Source organism: Pseudomonas sp. GL-RE-29 (assembly GCF_019947275.1).
Lineage (GTDB): Bacteria > Pseudomonadota > Gammaproteobacteria > Pseudomonadales > Pseudomonadaceae > Aquipseudomonas > Aquipseudomonas fluorescens_A.
This window is the reverse complement of sequence record NZ_JAGYGD010000002.1, coordinates 249,415-270,863: the sequence shown is the minus strand read 5'-3', so window position 1 is coordinate 270,863 and position 21,449 is coordinate 249,415. Positions and strand designations below refer to the sequence as shown.

Annotated in this window: 19 protein-coding genes; 7 read left to right on the top strand and 12 right to left on the bottom strand. The window is 59.5% G+C overall.

What is annotated here, in order from left to right; all coding sequences use genetic code 11:
* Positions 1-138: 138 nt before the first annotated feature.
* The 6 genes from tauC to KGB21_RS02970 all read right to left on the bottom strand — a co-directional run bounded on the left by tauC (position 139) and on the right by KGB21_RS02970 (position 7,580).
* Positions 139-972, bottom strand: coding sequence for a taurine ABC transporter permease TauC (tauC, locus tag KGB21_RS02995; protein ID WP_223503484.1), 834 nt, complete (start codon positions 970-972; stop codon positions 139-141).
* Entirely contained in the window at positions 969-1,763 is a 795-nt protein-coding gene (gene tauB, locus KGB21_RS02990) for a taurine ABC transporter ATP-binding subunit (protein WP_034148472.1), read from the bottom strand. The genes tauC and tauB overlap by 4 nt, the downstream gene beginning before the upstream one ends.
* A 16-nt stretch (positions 1,764-1,779) precedes the next feature.
* A complete protein-coding gene (tauA, locus tag KGB21_RS02985) occupies positions 1,780-2,757 on the bottom strand; it encodes a taurine ABC transporter substrate-binding protein (protein ID WP_034148473.1) in 978 nt (325 codons plus the stop codon).
* Between the two features lie 259 nt (positions 2,758-3,016).
* Positions 3,017-4,600 carry a glutamate--cysteine ligase gene (gene gshA, locus KGB21_RS02980; RefSeq protein WP_034148474.1) on the bottom strand — a complete coding sequence of 528 codons (1,584 nt, stop codon included), beginning with the start codon at positions 4,598-4,600 and terminating at the stop codon, positions 3,017-3,019.
* Positions 4,601-4,872: 272 nt separating this feature from the next.
* Positions 4,873-5,256 carry a PaaI family thioesterase gene (locus tag KGB21_RS02975; protein ID WP_034148475.1) on the bottom strand — a complete coding sequence of 128 codons (384 nt, stop codon included), beginning with the start codon at positions 5,254-5,256 and terminating at the stop codon, positions 4,873-4,875.
* Complete coding sequence (locus KGB21_RS02970; protein ID WP_223503482.1) at positions 5,256-7,580, bottom strand: Tex family protein; 2,325 nt, start codon at positions 7,578-7,580, stop codon at positions 5,256-5,258. The genes KGB21_RS02975 and KGB21_RS02970 overlap by 1 nt, the downstream gene beginning before the upstream one ends.
* Positions 7,581-7,941: 361 nt before the next feature.
* On the opposite strand from KGB21_RS02970, the gene ompR reads away from it, so the two are divergent.
* Together ompR and KGB21_RS02960 are read left to right on the top strand one after the other, a co-directional pair.
* The gene (gene ompR / locus KGB21_RS02965) at positions 7,942-8,682 is read left to right on the top strand and encodes a two-component system response regulator OmpR (protein WP_020795794.1); all 741 of its coding nucleotides are present in this window, start codon (positions 7,942-7,944) and stop codon (positions 8,680-8,682) included.
* A gap of 103 nt (positions 8,683-8,785) precedes the next feature.
* Positions 8,786-10,099 carry an ATP-binding protein gene (locus KGB21_RS02960; protein WP_034148477.1) on the top strand — a complete coding sequence of 438 codons (1,314 nt, stop codon included), beginning with the start codon at positions 8,786-8,788 and terminating at the stop codon, positions 10,097-10,099.
* Between the two features lie 111 nt (positions 10,100-10,210).
* Here the strand turns inward: KGB21_RS02960 and rimK are convergent, their stop codons facing one another.
* Complete coding sequence (gene rimK / locus KGB21_RS02955) at positions 10,211-11,116, bottom strand: 30S ribosomal protein S6--L-glutamate ligase (protein ID WP_034148478.1); 906 nt, start codon at positions 11,114-11,116, stop codon at positions 10,211-10,213.
* The gene (locus KGB21_RS02950) at positions 11,113-11,574 is read right to left on the bottom strand and encodes an ATP-dependent zinc protease (protein WP_172668673.1); all 462 of its coding nucleotides are present in this window, start codon (positions 11,572-11,574) and stop codon (positions 11,113-11,115) included. Before KGB21_RS02950 ends, rimK begins: the two co-directional genes overlap by 4 nt.
* A 233-nt stretch (positions 11,575-11,807) precedes the next feature.
* On the opposite strand from KGB21_RS02950, the gene KGB21_RS02945 reads away from it, so the two are divergent.
* From KGB21_RS02945 to KGB21_RS02935, 3 genes are all read left to right on the top strand, one after another.
* Complete coding sequence (locus KGB21_RS02945) at positions 11,808-12,212, top strand: RNA-binding S4 domain-containing protein (RefSeq protein WP_046815335.1); 405 nt, start codon at positions 11,808-11,810, stop codon at positions 12,210-12,212.
* A gap of 217 nt (positions 12,213-12,429) precedes the next feature.
* Entirely contained in the window at positions 12,430-13,332 is a 903-nt protein-coding gene (gene hslO / locus KGB21_RS02940; protein WP_034148481.1) for an Hsp33 family molecular chaperone HslO, read from the top strand.
* A 180-nt stretch (positions 13,333-13,512) separates the two neighbouring features.
* The gene (locus KGB21_RS02935; protein ID WP_034148482.1) at positions 13,513-15,054 is read left to right on the top strand and encodes a phosphoenolpyruvate carboxykinase; all 1,542 of its coding nucleotides are present in this window, start codon (positions 13,513-13,515) and stop codon (positions 15,052-15,054) included.
* A gap of 61 nt (positions 15,055-15,115) precedes the next feature.
* Here the strand turns inward: KGB21_RS02935 and KGB21_RS02930 are convergent, their stop codons facing one another.
* The 4 genes from KGB21_RS02930 to KGB21_RS02915 all read right to left on the bottom strand — a co-directional run bounded on the left by KGB21_RS02930 (position 15,116) and on the right by KGB21_RS02915 (position 17,591).
* Entirely contained in the window at positions 15,116-15,970 is an 855-nt protein-coding gene (locus KGB21_RS02930) for a DMT family transporter (RefSeq protein ID WP_223503565.1), read from the bottom strand.
* A 43-nt stretch (positions 15,971-16,013) separates the two neighbouring features.
* Positions 16,014-16,367, bottom strand: coding sequence for a DUF1493 family protein (locus KGB21_RS02925; protein ID WP_223503563.1), 354 nt, complete (start codon positions 16,365-16,367; stop codon positions 16,014-16,016).
* Between the two features lie 235 nt (positions 16,368-16,602).
* Positions 16,603-16,899 (bottom strand): hypothetical protein, encoded by a 297-nt coding sequence (locus tag KGB21_RS02920; protein ID WP_223503480.1) that lies wholly within the window; start codon positions 16,897-16,899, stop codon positions 16,603-16,605.
* A gap of 401 nt (positions 16,900-17,300) precedes the next feature.
* Positions 17,301-17,591 (bottom strand): hypothetical protein, encoded by a 291-nt coding sequence (locus KGB21_RS02915; protein ID WP_034148485.1) that lies wholly within the window; start codon positions 17,589-17,591, stop codon positions 17,301-17,303.
* A 472-nt stretch (positions 17,592-18,063) separates the two neighbouring features.
* Between KGB21_RS02915 and KGB21_RS02910 the strand changes: the two genes are divergently transcribed.
* Both KGB21_RS02910 and KGB21_RS02905 read left to right on the top strand, forming a co-directional pair.
* Complete coding sequence (locus KGB21_RS02910) at positions 18,064-19,992, top strand: ATP-dependent DNA helicase RecQ (RefSeq protein ID WP_223503478.1); 1,929 nt, start codon at positions 18,064-18,066, stop codon at positions 19,990-19,992.
* A gap of 200 nt (positions 19,993-20,192) precedes the next feature.
* A complete protein-coding gene (locus KGB21_RS02905; RefSeq protein WP_223503476.1) occupies positions 20,193-21,419 on the top strand; it encodes a 3-hydroxyacyl-CoA dehydrogenase in 1,227 nt (408 codons plus the stop codon).
* Positions 21,420-21,449: the final 30 nt, after the last annotated feature.

Here is a 21,449-nt window from a genome sequence, read left to right as displayed (position 1 = left end):
ACAACACTGCCCCTGTAGGAGCTGCCGCAGGCTGCGATCTTTTGATCTTGCTCTTCAACCGAAAAGCAAAAGATCGCAGCAGGGTTGATTCAAAAAAAGGGGGGCATCAAGGTAGCTGATCCCACATTGAAAAAAGCTTCAGTGTGCCTGGCCGTGCCATGGCACCAGTTTGCGCTGCAAGGCGCGCAAGCCCATCTCCATGGCGAAGGCAATCAGCGCGATTACCAGAATTCCCAGCACCACCACATCGGTGACCAGGAATTGCGCGGCCGACTGCACCATGAAACCCAGGCCGCTGGTGGCGGCAATCAATTCGGCGGCGACCAGTGTCGACCAACCGACGCCGAGGCCAATGCGCACGCCAGTCAAAATGTCCGGCAGGGCGCTGGGCAAAATTACATGACGAATCAACTGCGCGCGGGTCGCACCCAGCGACTGCGCAGCGCGTAATTTCGCCGGGTCGACCGTGCGCACACCGGTAGCGGTAGCGATGGCGATCGGGGCGAAAATCGCCAGGTAGATCAGCAGCACTTTCGACAACTCACCGATGCCGCACCAGATCACGATCAGTGGCAGATAAGCCAGCGGTGGAATAGGACGGTAGAACTCGATCAGCGGATCGAGAACGCCGCGAGCGATGCGGTTGTGGCCGATGGCGATGCCGACCGGAACAGCCGTCAGTACGGCGAAGCCAAGCCCCAAACCGATGCGGCTGAGGCTCGCGCCCAGGTGCTGCCACAGAGTCGAATCCATGTAGCCTGTGGTCACCAGCAGCCAGCCTTTTTGCAGAACGGCAGACGGTGGTGGCAGGAACAGCGGTTCAATGAGTCCGGTTGCCGTAACGGCCCACCAAATGGACACGAGCGCGATGAGCGTCAGCACACTGATCCAGCGAGTGCTCAAACGGCGGCGCACCGGGATGACCGTAGAACCTGTTTTTACCGCTGCGGCAGGAATTTCGTAGCTGCTCATGCGCGCTCCTGCCGCTGGGCGGCGCTGCGTTGGGAGAACACTTTGGCGAGTACGTGTTCGCGGGTTTCGATAAAACGTGGGTCGGACTTGATCGAGCGCGCCGACTCACCGGCGGCGTAACGCTGACCGAAATCCAGGCTCAGCCGCTCGACGATCTGCCCCGGATTCGGTGCCAGCAAAATCAGATCCGTGGCAAGAAACACCGCTTCTTCAATGTCGTGGGTAATCAGGAACACCGGTTTGGCAGTGCGGCGCCAGACTTGCAGCAGCAGCTCTTGCATCTGTTCGCGGGTGAAAGCATCGAGGGCGCCAAAGGGTTCGTCCATCAGCAAAACGCGAGGATCGGCGGCGAGCGCACGGGCCAGGCCGACACGCTGCTTCTGTCCGCCAGAGAGTTGCCAGATGCGACGGTTTTCAAAACCGGAAAGGTCCACCAGTGCGAGCATTTCCCTCGCACGGATTTCGCGTTTGTCCCGAGCAATGCCAGCCAACTCCAGACCAAAACCAACGTTGGCCAGCACGTCTTGCCACGGCAGCAGGGCGTCGTCCTGGAACACTACGCCGCGTTCGGCGCTTGGGCCTTTGACCGGCACACCGTCGAGGGTAATGCGCCCGGCGCTGGGCTCGACGAAACCGGCAATCAGGTTCAACAGCGAAGTCTTGCCACTGCCGGACGGGCCAAGGGCGACCAGCAATTGCTGGGGCCCCAGGGTCAGGGAAATATCCGCCAGCACAGGTTCTGCTGCACCGGGGTACTGTGCGCTGATGCGCTCCAGTTGTAGCAAGGCCATCGCGGTTAACTCCCGATCAGTTGGTGATGAACTTGGCGCTGACGTAAGGGGCGTAGTCCGGCAGCACGGCTTCGACCTTGCCTTGTTCCTTGAGGAATACGGCGGTGTCGGTGATCGCTTTGGTGGTCGGTGCGCCGAGGGTGGTCACCTGATCAGCCGCCAGCGGGTAGACGTTGCCTTGCAGCAGCAGCGGAATGTCGCTGGCCTTGGCGCCGGACAGTTTTACCAATTTGTCGACGTTGCTTTGATCGGCGAGCCAGGCTTTCGGGTCTTTGCGGTAATCGGCGTAGGCATCCAGGGTCACTTTGGCGAACGCGGTGACGATGTCCGGGTGCTTCTCTGCGAAGTCTTTACGCACGATCCAGGCATCGAAGGTCGGCGCACCGAACTTGGCCAGTTCGCCGGAGGTGATCAGCACTTTGCCGTTTTCCTTGGCCACACCGAGCGCCGGGTCCCAAACGTAGGTGGCGTCGATATCACCGCGTTTCCACGCAGCGATGATGGCTGGCGGGGCGAGGTTGAGGACGGTGACTTTCGATGGGTCGATGTTCCAGTGCTTCAGCGCGGCCAACAGGCTGTAGTGGCCGGTGGATACGAATGGCACGGCGATTTTCTTGCCGATCAGGTCTTGTGGCGTCTTGATCCCCGAACCGTCGCGAGCGACCAGCGCTTCGGCGGCGCCGATCTGGGTGGCGATGAGGAAGGTTTCCACCGGTACTTTTCGGGTGATTGCCGCTGTCAGGGGACTGGAACCGAGGTAGCCGATCTGCACGTCACCGGAGGCGATGGCGGCGATGATGTCGGCACCGTTGTCGAACTTGCGCCAGCTGATGTCGGCCTTGGTGGCTTTTTCGTAAGCGCCGTCGGCCTGGGCGACTTTCGCCGGGTCAACGGTGGTCTGGTAGGCGACAGTCACGTCAGCCGCCTGGGCAAACAAACTCGCCGCAGCCAAAGACGCGGCCGCCAGCAAGCGAAGAGGGAAATGCAGTTTCATTGGGAAGCTCCTTGTCAGGCGACCGAGAGTCGGCGTGAAAGGAGACTAAATGATCTAAGAATCCGAAAATAAATAACTTTTTCGAATGAGCTTATGAGCGGAAAATTCTAAGAACCAGATCGCTTTTGTGGCGAGGGAGCTTGCTCCCGCTGGAGGCCGAAGGACTCCCATTCCAGACAATCAAATTCTTCGGTCGTCTGATTTTGCGGCTGCTGCGCAGCCGAGCGGGAGCAAGCTCCCTCGCCACAGGGGATAGCAGCTAGTTACTGATCGCCAGAATGCTCGCCTGATACGACCCGACAAACACATCGAAGTCGCCGACTTCATTCTGTTCCAGCTCGGTCTGTTGAGCCAGCGACGAACGCGCCAGTTCTTCAAACTTGGCCTGTTCCTCGGCCGGCAACGGCTCGCTACGGAAAAACTCGGCATGGGCGCGGCTCTGGCGCAGGGAGAACTCGGCGAAGCTTTCCTTGTGCTCGGCCATCGCCGCCAACACTTGGGCCGAAGGCGTCAAAGACGGGTCCTTGACCTTGGCCAGCTGCGCATCCAGCGCTTTGCTGTGAGCATCACCACCGTGGCTCTGATCCAGCAACGCCGCCAGTGGCGCGATGTTTTCCAGCAATTCGCCTGCCCACTCTTTCAGGTCGACCGGTTGCCCGTTGCGTTGCAGTTGCAAGCCGGGACGACGACCTTCCTTGACCACGCTGAGGAAGTTGGAGGTCGCATTGTTGCAGCTGGTGTTGGTCAATAACGGGCTGTCGTTCAGCGCGCAATACAGCAAGAAGGCGTCGAGAAAACGCGATTCGGTGAGGTCGATGCCCGTCGGCAGGAACGGGTTGATGTCCAGGCAGCGTACTTCGACGTACTGGATGCCACGGGCCATCAGCGCCTGAATCGGCCGCTCGCCGGTGTAGGTCACGCGTTTCGGGCGGATGTTGGAGTAGTACTCGTTTTCGATCTGCAGGATGTTGGTGTTGAGCTGAACCCACTCACCGTCCTTGTGGGTGCCGACTTCGACGTAGGGCGCGTACGGCGTGGCCACCGCTTTGCGCAGGCTGTCGATGTAGCTGGTCAAGTCGTTGTAGCACGGCGTCAGGCCAGCCTGGGCGTTGCTCTGGTAACCCAGATCGCTCATGCGCAGGCTGGTGGCGTACGGCAAATACAGGGTGTGCGGATCGAGTTGTTCCAACTGATGCGAGCGACCGCGCAGGAAACCGGCGTCCAGCGCGGGCGACGCGCCGAACAGGTACATCAGCAGCCAGCTGTAGCGACGGAAGTTGCGGATCAGTGCGATGTAGGACACCGACTGGAAGTCGCGATCGGTGCCGACAAAGCCTTCGGCCTCTTTAAGCAACGGCCAGAGTTTTTCCGGCAGGGAAAAGTTGTAGTGAATCCCGGCGATGCACTGCATGGTCTTGCCATAACGCAGGGCCAGGCCCTTGCGGTAGACGTACTTGAGCTGACCGATGTTGGACGTGCCGTAATAGGCGATCGGGATATCTTCCTCGGCCGGCAACGGGCACGGCATCGATGGACTCCACAGGTACTCGTTGCCGAGCTTGCTGTAGGCAAAGCGGTGAATGCTGTCCAGGCTCGCCAGCGTATCGGCAGGATCGGGCAGGGCCGGGGTGATGAACTCCAGCAGCGACTCGGAATAGTCGGTGGTGATTTGTTCGTTGGTCAGCGCGGAACCCAAAGCTTCCGGGTGCGGCGTTTGCGCCAGGCGACCTTCATCGGTCACGCGCAGGCATTCACGTTCGATGCCGTGAAGGCACTGTTCGAGCAGAGAGAGGTTAGCGCGCTCGCCGAGCAGAGCCAGGCGGCGGTTGAGAAGTTCGCTCAAGTTGGATTCCTTCACGCGTCAGTCGCCCCAATATGGGGGTGGGCAAGACGGTCTACAAGGGTGAAGTTAAAACTGGCGTTTTCGCCTGGTTTTGGAGCCGCTCAGGCCATATGCCGGTCAGTCAATAACCGCACAATCCCTGTGGGAGCGAGCCTGCTCGCGATGAGGGAGTGTCAGGCAATATTTTTGCCGTCTGACACACCGCCATCGCGAGCAGGCTCGCTCCCACAGGATTCATTGCGCCGAAATTAACTCAAATCGGTGGCGACTAGCTACAGGACAGCGAACGTGCCTTGTGCTTTTGCGACCAGTTTGTCGCCTTGCATCACATCAGCTTCGACCACCAGCGTGCGACGGCCCGGGTGAATCACCCGCGCCGTGCACATCACCTCGCCGTCAGCGACGGCGCGGATGTAGTTGATCTTGCACTCGATAGTCGCGCTCTGCTGGTCAAAGCCGTGGGTGCTGGAACAGGCCAGCCCCATGGCAATGTCCACCAGACTGAACAAGGCCCCGCCGTGCATCTTGTTGGCGCGATTGCGCAGCTCCGGTTCCAGCGCCAGGGCGACTTGCGCCACCCCGGTTTCCAGGCTGTGCAGGCGACAGCCCAGCAGCTTGAAAAAAGCGCTTTCGGTATACCCGGCAGGGATCTCCATCAACGCTTCTTCAACTGCTTGGCGTTGGCGAACAGCGAAGCCATGGCATTGTTGGCCGGAGCCGCCGCCGTGGTTTCCTTGCGCGGTGCAGTGTTTTGGGATTGGCGTGGCGCCGAACCCGGACGTGCACCGCGAGCGCCGTCGATTTTCTCGCCCGGGGTGTCGCTCATGCGCATCGACAGGCCCACGCGTTTACGCGGGATGTCGATTTCCATGACCTTCACTTTCACCACATCACCGGCCTTCACCGCTTCCCGTGGATCCTTGATGAATTTCTCCGAAAGCGCAGAGATGTGCACCAAACCGTCCTGATGCACGCCGATGTCGACGAACGCGCCAAAATTGGTCACGTTGGTCACCACGCCTTCGAGGATCATGCCCAGTTGCAGGTCCTTGAGGTCTTCGACGCCTTCCTGGAACTCGGCGGTCTTGAACTCGGGACGCGGGTCGCGACCCGGCTTTTCCAGCTCTTGCAGGATGTCGGTTACGGTCGGCAAACCGAACGTTTCGTCGGTGTATTTTTTCGGATCAAGGCGCTTGAGGAACGCGGCGTCACCAATCAGCGAGCGGATGTCGCGGTCGGTTTCAGCGGCAATGCGCTGCACCAGCGGATAGGCTTCCGGGTGAACCGCCGACGAATCCAGCGGGTTGTCACCGTTCATGACACGCAAGAAACCGGCAGCCTGTTCGAAGGTTTTTTCGCCCAGACGCGCGACTTTCTTCAACGCAGCGCGGGTTTTGAAAGCGCCGTGTTCGTCGCGGTGGCTGACGATGTTTTGCGCCAGGGTCGCGTTGAGGCCAGAGATCCGTGCCAGCAGCGCCACGGAAGCGGTGTTCACGTCCACGCCCACGGCGTTCACGCAATCCTCCACCACCGCATCCAGGCCGCGCGCCAGTTTCAATTGCGACACGTCGTGCTGGTACTGGCCGACACCGATGGATTTCGGATCGATTTTCACCAGTTCCGCCAACGGGTCTTGCAGGCGACGGGCAATCGACACCGCGCCACGGATCGACACGTCGAGGTCCGGAAATTCCTTGGAAGCCAGCTCCGATGCCGAGTAAACCGATGCGCCGGCCTCGGAAACCATGACCTTGGTCATCTTCATCGCTGGGTATTTTTTGATCAGCTCGGCAGCGAGCTTGTCGGTCTCACGGCTGGCGGTGCCGTTGCCGATGGCGATCAGGTCCACCGCATGCTTGGCGCACAGGGCGGCAAGAATCGCGAGGGTCTGATCCCACTTGTTGTGCGGTACGTGCGGGTAAACCGTGGCGTGATCCAGCAGTTTGCCGGTGGAATCGACCACGGCCACCTTGCAACCGGTGCGCAGGCCCGGGTCGAGGCCCAGGGTGGCGCGAGGGCCGGCCGGGGCGGACAGCAGCAGGTCGTGCAGGTTGTGGGCGAACACATTGATCGCTTCGGTTTCCGCGCCATCGCGCAGCTCGCCCAGCAGGTCGGTTTCGAGGTGGGTGTAGAGCTTGACCTTCCAGGTCCAGCGCACCACTTCACCCAGCCATTTGTCAGCGGCGCGATTCTGGTTCTGGATGCCGAATTGCTGGCCGATCATGCCTTCGCACGGGTGCATGGTGCCTGGCAGTTCATCGCCGACTTTCAGCGCGGAGCTGAGAATGCCTTCGTTGCGGCCACGGAAAATCGCCAGCGCACGGTGCGACGGCATGCTTTTCAGCGGTTCGTCGTGTTCGAAGTAGTCGCGGAACTTGGCGCCTTCCTCTTCCTTGCCGGCGATCACGCGGGCACTGAGGGTGGCTTCCTGCTTGAGGTAGTTGCGTAGTTTGTCGAGCAGGCCGGCGTCTTCGGCGAAGCGCTCCATGAGGATGTACTTGGCGCCTTCGAGGGCGGCCTTCACGTCAGCCACGCCTTTTTCGGCATCGACGAAGCGAGCGGCTTCGGATTCCGGGCTCAGGCTCGGGTCGTTGAACAAGCCGTCAGCCAAGTCGCCGAGGCCGGCTTCCAGGGCAATCTGGCCCTTGGTGCGGCGCTTCTGCTTGTACGGCAGGTACAAGTCTTCGAGGCGGGTCTTGGTGTCGGCGAGTTTGATGTCGCGTTCGAGTTGCGGGGTCAGCTTGCCTTGCTCCTGGATGCTGGCAAGGATGCTGATGCGCCGTTCGTCGAGTTCTCGCAGGTAGCGCAGACGCTCTTCCAGATGACGCAGCTGGGTGTCATCGAGGCTGCCGGTCACTTCTTTCCGGTAACGGGCGATGAAGGGCACGGTAGAGCCTTCATCGAGTAGCGCGACGGCCGCTTCGACCTGTTGTGGGCGTACACCGAGTTCCTCGGCGATGCGGCTGTTGATGCTGTCCATAAAACCACCTGACAAATTGTGAAAGCAGGCTCGCAGGCGCAGAGATAGAGGCTTGGCGAGTCTGGTTGAGCGGCCCGGGCTGCGCCGCTACCTGGGTCAACAGGCACTCCGTTGACCCGTGAAATCGAACAATTACTGCCGACGCCATGAAAATAAATGGCGCCTGTCTGTAGTACCTGTCTGATGTTGCCTGACACAAATGGCCGCGCATTATAACCAGCGTTCTGCCGTTCGGGGGCATCGCAGGCTGCGGGCACAATGGCCGGTTTTCTGGCGGTAAAGGAAAAATCTGCTAACAATGCACACGGTGCGTATAACGGCAGCTACGCCATAATGCGCGCCGAGATCAAAGGAGCATCCAATGAGCAGCACTGCAAACATTGCTGAAGGCGAAAAAATTCTAATTGTTGACGACGATCCGGGCCTCAGCAGCCTGCTGGAGCGTTTTTTCGTCAGCAAGGGCTACCGTGCCCGCGCCGTACCGAACACCGAGCAAATGGATCGCCTGCTGGCGCGCGAAGTGTTCAACCTGGTCGTCCTCGACCTGATGCTGCCCGGCGAAGACGGCCTGACCGCCTGCCGCCGCCTGCGCGGCGCGAATAATCAGATTCCGATCATCATGCTCACCGCCAAGGGCGACGAGCTGAGCCGCATCAAGGGCCTGGAGCTGGGCGCCGACGATTACCTGGCCAAGCCGTTCAACCCGGACGAGCTGATGGCTCGCGTCAAAGCGGTGTTGCGTCGTCAATCGGCCCCGGTGCCAGGCGCCCCGGGCAGCGAAGACGAAAGCGTGACCTTCGGTGATTACGAGCTGTCACTGGCCACCCGCGAGCTCAAGCGCGGCGAAGAAGTGCACATGCTCACCACCGGTGAGTTCGCGGTGCTCAAGGCCCTGGTGATGAACGCCCGTCAGCCATTGACCCGTGACAAGTTGATGAACCTGGCCCGTGGTCGCGAGTGGGATGCCCTGGAGCGTTCCATCGACGTGCAGATCTCCCGCCTGCGCCGGATGATCGAACCTGATCCGTCCAAGCCGCGTTACATCCAGACTGTCTGGGGCGTGGGTTACGTATTCGTGCCGGATGGCGCCGCCACCAAGTGATCGGCGATTTGTAGGAGCGGGTCGTGCGGATGACATTGTCCGCAGACTCGCGATCCGCAATATGCGAGCATCGCTCGCTCCTGCAAGTGTGTAGCGGTTATCCATGAAAACCCCGGTTTGGTTCCCCCAGAGCTTCTTCTCCCGCACCCTGTGGCTGGTGCTGATCGTCGTCCTGTTCTCCAAGGCACTGACGCTGGTTTATCTGCTGATGAACGAAGACGTGCTGGTGGACCGCCAGTACAGCCACGGCGTCGCCCTGACGCTGCGCGCCTATTGGGCCGCCGACGAACAGAACCGCGACAAGATTGCCGACTCCGTACCTTTGATACGCGTAGTAGGCGCCGGTGTGCCGGAAGGTGAACAACACTGGCCTTACAGCGAGATCTACCAACGGCAGATGCAGGCCGAGCTGGGCGCGGACACTGAGGTGCGATTGCGCATGCATGCACCGCCGGCGTTGTGGGTGCGAGCGCCAAGCCTGGGTGAAGGCTGGCTGAAAGTACCGCTATACCCGCACCCATTGCGCGGTCAGAAAATCTGGAATGTCCTCGGCTGGTTCCTCGCCATTGGCTTGCTGTCCACTGCCGCGGCATGGATCTTCGTCAGCCAGCTCAACCAACCATTGAAACGTCTGGTGTATGCCGCACGGCAACTCGGTCAGGGTCGCAGCGTGCGTCTGCCGATCAGCGATACGCCGAGTGAAATGACCGAGGTTTATCGCGCCTTCAACCAGATGGCCGAAGACGTCGAACAGGCCGGTCGCGAGCGTGAGTTGATGCTGGCCGGGGTTTCACATGATTTGCGTACGCCGCTGACCCGTTTGCGGTTGTCTTTGGAGTTGATGGGCGACCGCAACGACCTCACCGACGACATGGTCCGTGACATCGAAGACATGGATGCGATTCTCGACCAGTTCCTGGCGTTCATTCGCGATGGCCGCGATGAGACAGTGGAAGAGGTGGACCTGAGCGATCTTGTTCGTGAAGTCGCCGCGCCGTACAACCAGACCGAAGAAAAAGTGCACTTGCGTCTGGAGCCTATCCAGCCGTTTCCGCTGCGCCGGGTGTCGATGAAGCGACTGCTAAATAACCTGATCGGCAATGCGTTGCATCACGCAGGCAGTGGCGTGGAAGTGGCCGCCTATGTTTCGGGTGACACTGCCGCGCCGTACGTGGTGCTAAGCGTCATGGACCGCGGCGCCGGTATCGATCCGTCGGAGCTGGAAGCCATCTTCAACCCGTTTACCCGGGGTGATCGTGCCCGGGGCGGCAAGGGCACTGGATTGGGCTTGGCGATTGTGAAGCGGATTGCTTCGATGCACGGCGGCAACGTTGAGCTGCGCAACCGTACCGGTGGAGGTCTTGAAGCGCGGGTGCGCTTGCCGTTGGGTCTGATGTTGCCTAGAGACGCGGTTTAGGAATCGTCCTTGTGGCGAGGGAGCTTGCTCCCGCTGGAGGCCGAAGGACTCCCGTTTGCGGCTGCTACGCAACCGAGCGGGAGCAAGCTCCCTCGCCACAAAAGCTCTGAGTTAACCCTTGCCTTTGGTCCGGGTCATATTCGGCCCGCCATTCTTCTCCAGATGCTCGATGATGATCCCCGCCACGTTCTTGCCAGTGGTGGTCTCAATCCCTTCAAGTCCTGGTGACGAGTTCACTTCCATCACCAATGGCCCGTGATTGGAGCGCAGGATATCCACACCCGCCACCGCCAACCCCATGACCTTCGCCGCACGCAGTGCGGTCATGCGCTCTTCCGGTGTGATCTTGATCAGGCTGGCGCTGCCGCCGCGATGCAGGTTGGAGCGAAACTCCCCAGGTTTGGCCTGGCGCTTCATCGCTGCAATCACTTTGTCGCCCACCACGAAGCAACGAATGTCGGCGCCACCCGCTTCCTTGATGTATTCCTGAACCATGATGTTTTGCTTGAGGCCCATGAACGCCTCAATCACCGATTCTGCAGCCGTAGCGGTTTCGCACAGCACCACGCCGATACCCTGGGTGCCTTCCAGCACTTTGATCACCAGCGGCGCGCCGTTGACCATCGCAATCAGGTCGGGAATGTCGTCGGGGGAGTGGGCAAAACCGGTGACCGGCAAACCGATCCCGCGGCGAGACAACAATTGCAACGAGCGCAGTTTGTCCCGCGAACGGGCGATGGCCACTGATTCGTTGAGCGGAAATACCCCCATCATTTCAAACTGGCGCAATACCGCGCAGCCATAAAACGTCACTGATGCACCAATCCGCGGGATCACTGCATCGAAACCTTCCAGCGGTTTGCCGCGATAATGGATCTGAGGCTTGTGGCTGGCGATGTTCATATAGGCGCGCAGGGTATCGACCACCACCATTTCATGGCCGCGTTCGGTACCGGCTTCGACCAGGCGACGGGTGGAATACAGACGCGGGTTCCGCGACAGCACAGCGATCTTCATGCAACACCTGTGGAGGAGGTAGATACCGGGAACACCGGCTTGTCTTGTACATATTTAATGCCTGGATTGACCACCAACTGGCCGTCGATCAGGGCTTTGGAACCCAATAGCAGGCGATAACGCATGGACTTGCGGCAGGCGAGGGTGAACTCGACCCGAAAGACCCGGTCACCGAGGGCCAGGGTGGTGCTGATCACGTATCGCACCTGCGCGTGACCGTTAGAGCTTTTAATGGTTTTTCTCGTCACCAGCGGTGCCTCGCAACGGCGGTGCCGCAACTGCACCACCGTGCCCAGGTGCGCCGTGAAACGCACCCACTGCTCGCCATCGCGATCGAATGTCTCGATATCGGTGGCGTGCAGGCTGGAGGTGCTGGCGCCGGTGTCGATTTTTGCCCGAAGGCCGGCGACTCCCAAATCCGGGAGCGCCACCCACTCGCGCAGACCGACAACGGTCAAATGGTCAAATGTCTTCAAAATTGCTCAACCGGTAGATACCGCGTTGGCCGCAGGGGGCCGATTTCGCGGTATTCACGCAGAATAATGGTTAAAAGGCGACAGATATCTACGGCCCGGATTTCCAGCCCCGCAAGGCGGTTCTGGAATGTCAGCATTGTAGTCCGGGACGGAGTAATTCTTGGTACGACAGAACGGTAGTACAGTTCACTAATATTTCAGAGCGAGGAAATCCCATGGCACAAAAAAACGATGAGGACGACAAAGTCCGCCTCGATAAATGGTTGTGGGCTGCGCGGTTTTACAAAACCCGCGCCTTGGCCAAAGCGGCGATTGAAAGCGGCAAGGTGCATTGTCGGGGCGAGCGCTGCAAACCTGGCAAGGAGCCGCGCATTGGCGATGAATTCGTGATCCGCACCGGTTTTGAGGAACGCACCGTGGTGGTCCAGGCGCTGTCGATCGTGCGCCGTGGCGCGCCGGAAGCGCAGACGCTGTACGCCGAAACCGAAGCCAGCATCGCCAAGCGCGAAAACGCCGCCGCTGAACGCAAGGCAGGCGCCCTGGGTGTGAGCACCGATGGCAAACCGAGCAAGAAACAGCGCCGCGATCTGTTCAAGTTTCGAGGCAGCAGCAACGAATGATTCACCGGGGCCGCCGATCACATCAATCCGCCCAAGACTTGTAATTGCGCCTTTGCGTAGCCATATGAGGTAATTCGCCTGCCGTGCATGTGCCGTTCGTCGTAAAGCGCACACAGTCACTGGCCTGTAAGCCATAACCAGACAGCGAAACTCTGTGGCTAAGGCGTAACTTCGAATTCTGTCACCACTTTTGTCACCACTTCAGATACCCAGACTTATGACCGACCTACCGGATAACGACTTCACCCAACGCTTCATCTTCGATGACAGCGACACCCGCGGCGAGATGGTTTCGCTGGAACTCAGCTACGCTGAAGTCCTGGCCAAACACGCCTATCCGGAGCCGGTTGCGCAACTGCTCGGCGAACTGATGGCGGCTGCGGCGTTGCTGGTCGGCACCTTGAAGTTCGATGGTCTGCTGATTCTTCAGGCCCGTTCCGAAGGCCCGATCCCGTTGCTGATGATCGAATGCTCCAGCGAGCGCGACATCCGTGGCCTGGCCCGTTACGAGGCCGACCGGATCGCCCCCGACGCCACCCTGGCCGACCTGATGCCCGACGGTTCGCTGACTTTGACCATCGACCCGAAACAGGGCCAGCGCTACCAGGGCGTGGTCGATCTGGATGGTGAAACCTTGTCCGATTGCTTCACCAACTACTTCGTCATGTCCCAGCAGATCGGCACGCGCATCAAGCTCTGCGCCGATGGCCGTCGCGCCCGTGGCCTGTTGCTGCAGCAACTGCCCGCCGACCGCTTGAAAGACGAAGAAGAACGCGCCGCCAGCTGGCAGCACCTCACCGCGTTGAGTGGGACGTTGACCGCCGACGAACTGCTGAGCCTGGACAACGAAACCGTGCTCCATCGCCTCTACCACGAAGAGCAGGTGCGACTGTTCGATGTGCAAAAACTGCGTTTCCGTTGCAGCTGCTCGCGCGAACGCTCGGCCAATGCGCTGGTCAGTCTGGGTATGGAAGACGCGCAGAACCTGGTGGTCGAGCACGGTGGAAAAATCGAGATCGACTGCCAGTTTTGCAACCAGCAGTACCTGTTCGACGCCGCCGATGTCACTCAATTGTTCGCCGGCGCGGGTGTCGATACGCCGTCAGTTACCCGTCACTAAAACGTTTCAGCGCAGGTAAATTCACTGGTTAGCGCCGGAATAACGCCGTTACGACAGGAGGGGCCTACTCTTTTTGGGCTTTTCTGGCATAATCCGGGCCACTTTTTTCGCGGTAGTAGTGCACGACTTTCTACTACAAAAACGTTTGGAGCACTCGGCCACTGGCCGACGGGGAACCTCATGACGCAAGCCAATAACGCCGTGTACACCGATCTGAGTGTTGATGATCTGGTTAAAGAAGCCCTCAACCGCGGTGAAGGCGAGCTTGCCGATACCGGCGCACTGGTTGTTCGTACCGGTCACCGTACCGGCCGTTCGCCAGTCGATCGTTTCATCGTTGATGAGCCGAGCACCACAGGCGCTATCGCCTGGGGCCCGATCAACCGCAAGTTCCCGGCCGACAAGTTCGATGCCCTGTGGAACCGCGTTGAGGCTTTCAACAACGCGCAAGAGCACTTCGTTTCCCACGTGCATGTAGGTGCGGCTTCCGAGCACTACCTGGCCGTGAAGATGACCACCCAGACTGCCTGGCAGAACCTGTTTGGTCGTTGCCTGTTCATCAATCCGGCCCAGTACAACCCGGCTGGCCGTGAAGAGTGGCAAGTGCTTAACGTCGCCAACTTCGAGTGCGTGCCTGAGCGTGACGGCACCAACTCCGACGGTTGCGTGATCCTCAACTTCGCTGCGAAGAAAGTGCTGATTGCCGGCATGCGTTACGCCGGTGAAATGAAGAAAGCCATGTTCTCCGTGCAGAACTTCCTGCTGCCGGCCGCCGATGTGCTGCCGATGCACTGCGCTGCCAACATCGGCGAAGAAGGCGACGTGACCCTGTTCTTCGGTCTGTCCGGCACTGGTAAAACCACCCTGTCCGCCGACGAAAGCCGTTACCTGATCGGTGACGACGAACACGGTTGGGGCGAAGGCGTGGTGTTCAACATCGAAGGCGGTTGCTATGCCAAGTGCATCGACCTGTCCGAGAAGAACGAGCCAGTAATCTGGAAAGCCATCAAGCACGGCGCAGTCCTGGAAAACGTCGTCATCGACGATGCCAAGCACGCCGACTACGCTGATGTCAGCCTGACCCAGAACAGCCGCGCCGCTTACCCGCTGGAGCACGTTGCCAAGCGTTCCGAGAAGAACCTGGGCGGCGAGCCGAACGCTGTAATCTTCCTGACCTGCGACCTGACCGGCGTGCTGCCGCCAGTGTCGATTCTCAACGAAGAACAAGCGGCCTACCACTTCCTGTCCGGCTACACCGCTCTGGTGGGCTCGACTGAAATGGGTTCGGGCACCGGCATCAAGTCGACCTTCTCCACCTGCTTCGGCGCACCGTTCTTCCCGCGTCCGGCCGGCGAATATGCTGAACTGCTGATCAAGCGCATCCGCGGCTTCGGCTCCAAGGTCTACCTGGTCAACACCGGCTGGACCGGCGGTGGATACGGCGTCGGCAAGCGTTTCAACATCCCGACCACCCGTGCGGTGATCGCAGCGATCCAGAGCGGCGCGCTGATCGGCACCGAGACCGAGCACCTGGACACCATCAACCTCGACGTGCCACTGGCCGTACCGGGCGTTGAGACTGGCCTGCTGAACCCACGCAACACCTGGGCTGATAAAGCCGCCTACGACGAAGCCGCCAAAGCACTGGCCGGCCTGTTCATCGAGAACTTCAAGAAGTTCGAAGTGAGCGACGCGATCAAGGCTGCGGGCCCTAAGTTGTAAGTGTTGGTTTGATGCAATGAAAAAGCCGCCCTTCGGGGCGGCTTTTTTGTGCGCGGGGGTTTCAGGTTTTAAGGTGCAATACAAACGCTCCGACCAGCACCAGCATGACCCCCAGCACCTGCACCTTGCCCAGTCGCTCCTTGAAAAATACATACCCCAGAATCGCCGCAATCCCGCCCGACAAGGTGCTGATGACGGTCACCACCGACACCGAGCCGGCTACCGCACCCCAGGCAAACGATGAAAAACCGCCGAGGTTCATCAGGCTGGCACCCGTCAGTGTCAGGCAGTTTTTCAGCGGTGGTATTTTCAGGCCGTCGTGGATCCTTACTACGATCACCACCAGCACCATCAGCCCGACCAGATACGCTAGCCAGAGCATCGTCACCGGCCCAAGTATCGGCAGTACAAAACGACCTTGTAGCCAGAAACTGATGCCGTAGAAGACCGCCGCCAGCAACGCATAGGCAATGGAACTGCTTGCCTGCGTGGTGTGTGGCACTTTCGGGTCGGAATGAATGCTGGAGAGGATCACACCAATGACGCACAGAACGATGCACAGTAACTGGAGCAGGCTGATCTGCTCGCCGCCGGCCCAGGACAACAACGTGGTGACTACGCCGTAAGAGGTCACCAGCGGCGCCACAATGGAGGCTTTGCCGAGGGCGAAGGCCTTGGATAAGGCCAGCGCGCCGGACACGGTCAGCACGGCGGCAGCGACGCCAATCAACCAGACATCAAGCGGTGCGGCCATCGATCGCAGAATGAACACGGGGAAGGCGATCAGCAGCAGGCTCATAATGGCGAAGCCCAGCGCCTGACCGAAATACACGGCGCGTTTGACGCCTACAGCGCGGGCGTTCAAACCCACCAGAAAATCCGTCCCGCCCCATAACAAGGCAGCCAACAAGCCCATCAGTACGTCCACGCAATGTCCTTATCGTTATGCGCCGGGGACGTTATAGGCCTTCTAGCTCATCCGTGTCCCAGCGCAGGGCCTTGATAGCCCGGTAGAGCATGCCGATGGTCAATGGCACCTTCTCGCCGCGTCCCTTGGCTTTTCGCTTTAGATTCACATCGTAGCCGTCGGGCTGGAAATAGCGATAGCTGTCGAAATCCACGAAGTCGATGGTGAAGTGTTCTTCCAGGGTTTCGATCAGGTGTTGTGCGTCGGCACCGTTGCAGCCGAGGTCGAAATTGATCGAGGTGCTGAGGCTGATGGCTTTGCGCTCGGGGAAGCCGAGTTCTTCGTGCAGGAGCTGGATGAGCTGGTGGAGGGCTGGGTCGTCGGGGAGGTTGGGGGCGAGGTTCATTGCGGGGTGTCCGGGTAGGCTTGGACTGATCTTATTGGTCGTTGGAATAGAGTGGAAGGATCGGAGCAGACTTTCGTTCCGCAGAATCTCATTCATCTGTTGCACGCTTTCCATTAGGTCATAAAAAAATCTGCTCATGGCTATCTCCAGCGTTCGACGACTTTGTTTCCCATCGGAGCAAATCTTGTTACTTGATCGCTCCTGCGCAGTGCGTGGGAGCGATCTGAAGTTGATGTTAGATCGGAGCTTTCCAGTTGAGCATGCGTTGCTGGGCGACTTTGAGCAGGTCGCAGCCGTCCTGGGTCAGCAGGTAGAGCGCGTGGGTGATGTGCGGGATGTCTTCGATGTCGCCGTCGAGGAAGCTTTGGCAGTGCAGGGTTCGGAGCAATTCGCTGGAGGCTCGGATGCGCTGGAGAGCGGATTCGAGGATGTCTTGGGGGTTGGCTTCGGTGTCGATGATTAGCGGGGTGGTGTCGGTGAGGTTGGTTTGGAGTGGGCGGTAGCGATCAGGGAACGGATTTAATTTATTCATTTTATGTATTCTCAAGTGCATCGGATGAACCGCTGTCATCGTGACCAAGCGATGGAGGCGGACTGTGTTCGGGTTGGTCAACCGGAGGAATACATAAGACCGGCACGCCATAAGGCGTCCCAAACACAGCCACCATATAGCGTGCAGACACTTGAGGTGCCGGCAGCTTACAACGGATGCGTTTATGTATTCCATCGAGTGACCAAACCCGAGCCGCTGATTCGGCAGCGACAGTCCGGACTATAGGTTTGAGTCACTGGTTGGCGATAGCCGACAAGGTGTCTTCTTTTGTAGGACGTTGCCGAAGCTTTGATAGGGCGTTGCTGACGGACTTGTCCACATGGCACCGCGTTATCGTTCATCGCTGGCAAGCCAGCTCCCACAGGAAAATGGGGTGGGACTTAGCCGGTGAGTTTCGGCAGGCGTTGGCGGGCGATGTCGAGCAGGTCGTTGCCGTCCTGGGTTAGCAGGTACAGGGCGCTGACGATGTTGGGGATGTCGCTGGTGTCGGCCTGTTTGAAGCACAGGCAATACAGGGTTTCGAGCAGGTCGCTGGCGGCGCGGATGCGTTGGCGGGCGGCGTCGAGGATTTCGAAGGGGTCGGCTTCGGTGTCGATGACCAATACCGGGGTTTCGCCGTAGCGGGTTTTGAGTGGGCGGTAGCGGTGGGTCAGTGGATCGGGGGTGGTCATCGAGGTAGGTCCTGTGCGAAATCGGCAAGTGTGCCCGGCAGGCCGAGACACTGTTTTCAGCCGTGCCGGAAACTATAGAAGGGCGCGGCGCTGTGCGACAAGACGGCTGAGGTCGACAGGTTTTGTAGGGTATTTGATTGGGTGTGAGGAAACGGATTACGTCTTGGTTGAAGGGGCTTCAGACGCTGTAGGTCATTTCGGGATGTGTGGTGGATGTTCCGGCCTCTTCGCGGGCAAGCCCGCTCCCACAGGTATTTCGGTTGAGCACAAAATATACGTTCGCTGAAGATCAACTGTGGGAGCGGGCTTGCCCGCGATAGCGATTTGTCATTCAGCCAATTCTTCAAGCCTGGCATGCCGGCCCGCCATCCGCTGTATCATCCCGTATCGTTTTTTGCCCCGACCTTTTCTCGACTCGCTGCGATCGCCGGCTAGGCTTTGCTCTTCGCAGCAGTCAACGGAGTGACAGCTTATGCACAACACCCTGGAACAGGTTTTCGGTTATCCACAGTTTCGACCCGGTCAGGAGAAAACCGTCAGCGCCGTGCTGGCGGGGCGTTCAGCGGCGGCTATTTTTCCCACCGGTTCCGGCAAGTCCCTGTGCTATCAATTATCGGCAGTGTTGCTCCCGCACCTGACGCTGGTGGTCTCGCCGTTGTTGGCATTGATGCAGGATCAGTTGGCGTTCCTGCAGCGTCATGGCATTGCCGCGGGCAGTATCGATTCGGCCCAGAGCCGCGATGACGCCAGTGACGTGATGGCCCGCGCCAGGTCCGGCGAGTTGAAGATCTTGATGATCTCGGTGGAGCGCCTCAAGAATGAGCGTTTCCGCAATTTCCTGCAGCAAGTGCCGATCTCGTTGCTAGTGGTGGACGAAGCGCACTGCATCTCGGAATGGGGCCACAACTTCCGCCCGGATTACCTCAAGCTGCCGGACTACCAGCGGCAGTTCAACATCCCCCAGGTTTTGCTGCTGACGGCTACGGCGACACCCAAGGTCATTGTCGACATGCAGACGAAATTCGCCATCGCTCCCGATGACGTGGTGACCACGGGTTTCTATCGACCGAACCTCAATCTGTGGGTAGAACCGGTGCGCGGTCCGGACAAACGCCGACGTCTTGTCGAGTGGATGAGTGAACGTCCCGATCAGCCGAGCATCGTCTACGTCACCCTGCAGAAAACCGCCGAGCACATTGCCGAACATCTGCAACGCAACGGCATACAGGCCGAGGCCTATCACGCCGGTTTGCCCCATGACCAACGTGACGGCATCCAGAAACGCTTCATGGGCGGGCAGTCCAATTGCATCGTCGCGACCATCGCCTTCGGCATGGGCATCGACAAGAGCAATATCCGCAACGTCGTGCATTTCGACCTGCCCAAATCCATCGAAAACTACAGCCAGGAAATCGGCCGTGCCGGGCGTGATGGGCAGACGTCCGATTGCCTGGTGCTGGCCAATCGCGACAGCCTCAACGTGCTGGAAAACTTTGTTTACGGTGATACCCCTGAGCTCGACGGTATCCGCCATGTCGTCGACGAGTTGCAAGCGTGTGCGCCGCAAGGGGAGTGGGAGTTTCTGTTGGGGCCGTTGGCGGATAACAGCAACATTCGCCAGCTGCCGCTCAAGACGTTGCTGGTGCAGCTGGAGCTGCGTGGAATCATTGCCCCGCGTTACGCCTACTACGCTGAGTACCGTTTCAAATACCTGGAGGAACCCGAGGCGTTGCTGGCCCGATTCGAAGGCGAGCGCAAGGATTTCGTCGCGGCGATCATCCAGACCTCCAAGCGTGCACGGAGCTGGGCCACGGTTAACTTCGACGCGTTGTACGAGCAACACCAGGCCGAGCGCAACCGGGTGGTCAAGGCGCTGGATTATTTTCAGGAGAAGGGCTGGGTCGAGCTTGAAAGCAAGTTGATGACCGAGGTCTATACCCTGCTGCAAACAGACTTTGACCCGCAGACACTCAGCGCTGAACTTCACGCCGGTTTCACCCGGCACGAACAAACCGAGATCGCGCGAATCCACGCCATGCTGGATTTGTTTGCCACCGAGCGTTGCCTGGGTTTCCGGTTGGCCGAGTATTTCGGCGACAGCAACGCCCCGCAGCAATGCGGGCATTGCTCGGTGTGCCATGGGCAGGTTGCACGGCTCCCGACACCGCCGGAGATGCCGGCCCTTGTGGATAAAAACTTCGAGGCGCTGTGTGGCGAGTTTATCCACAAGCATGAGCAGCACACTGGCAGCCTGCCCTCGGCAGAGCGAGTGACGCGGTTTCTGTGCGGGATCAGTGTGCCGCTGTTCACCAAGCTCAAGGCGCGGACGATATCGGGGTTTGCGGTGCTGGAAGATTATCCGTATGCCGAGGTGCGGGGGTGGGCCGAAGCGAATCTCTAACCTGTAGGAGCTGCCGAAGGCTGCGATCTTTTGACTTTGCTTTTTAAGATCAAAAGATCGCAGCCTTCGGCAGCTCCTACAGGGGATCATCGGTTGCATCCACGCGCTGAATGTTGCTCATCACAGGAATAAATTTCAAAAATGCGCGGTGGCTGACTATGGTGAGGGCTGTCTTTGGATCGCCAACAAGAGAACAAGAGATGAACCAGACACCGTTCAACATTCAGCGCGCAGCCGTGATCGGCGCGGGCACCATGGGCCGTGGCATTGTCATGTGCCTGGCCAACGCCGGCGTGGCGGTGCAATGGGTCGATAACAATCCGCAGATGCTTGAGCAGGCTCTGGTTGCCGTCGCCGACACCTACGCCCACAGCGTGCGACAGGAGCGTATTGATCAGGCCGAGGCAGAAGCCCGCATCGCCCGAGTCACGGCAGCCGCCAATTACGCGGCCATCCGCGACGTCGACCTGGTCATCGAAGCGGTTTACGAAAACCTCGAACTCAAGCAGTCAATCTTCCGCGAACTGGATGGCCTGCTCAAACCTGAAGCGATTCTGGCGAGCAACACTTCAGCGCTGGACATCGACGCGATCGCTGCCGTTACGCGCCGTCCGCAACAAGTCCTGGGCCTGCACTTTTTCAGCCCGGCACACATCATGAAACTGCTCGAAATCGTCCGCGGTGCCCAGACTGCTCCGGCGGTGCTTGAGGCCGCGCTGGCGTTGGGCAAGCGCATGGGCAAGGTCAGTGTGGTGGCGGGCAACTGCGACGGATTTATCGGCAATCGCATGCTCAATACCTACGTGCTTGAGGCGCGCAAGATGCTGCTGGAGGGCGCTTATCCGTATCAGGTGGATGCGGCGCTGCAAGGTTTCGGTTTTGCCATGGGGCCGTTCCGCATGTTCGACGTAGTGGGTGTCGACCTGCAATGGCGCGCCCGGCAGCTGTCCGGCGTGGGGCAGGATGCGCCAGAAGTGCAGGTGGATAACCGATTGTGTGAGCTGGGCCGTTTCGGCCAGAAGAGCGGCAACGGCTTTTACCATTATGAGCCGGGCAGTCGTCAGGCGGAACACGACCCGCTAGTTGATGCATTGGTATTGGAAGTGAGTGAAGGTTTGGGCTTCCATCGTCGTGAGATCAGCCAGGAGGAAATTCTGGAGCGCTGCTTGCTGGCGCTGGTCAACGAAGGCGCGAAAATCCTGCAGGAAGGGATCGCCGGATCGGCTCATGACATCGATCTGGTGTACCTCAATGGTTATGGCTTCCCTGCGGAAAAGGGTGGTCCGATGGCTTGGGCGGATCAGCAAGGGTTGGCGGATATTCATCAGCGCCTGCTGGCGCTGGAAACGCGCCAAGGTGACCACTGGCAGCCGGCGCGGTTGATTGGGGAGTTGGCGGTGGCGGGTAAGGGGTTTGCTGATCGTTGAGTGATGAATTGCCTGAACCGATGCTTCGCT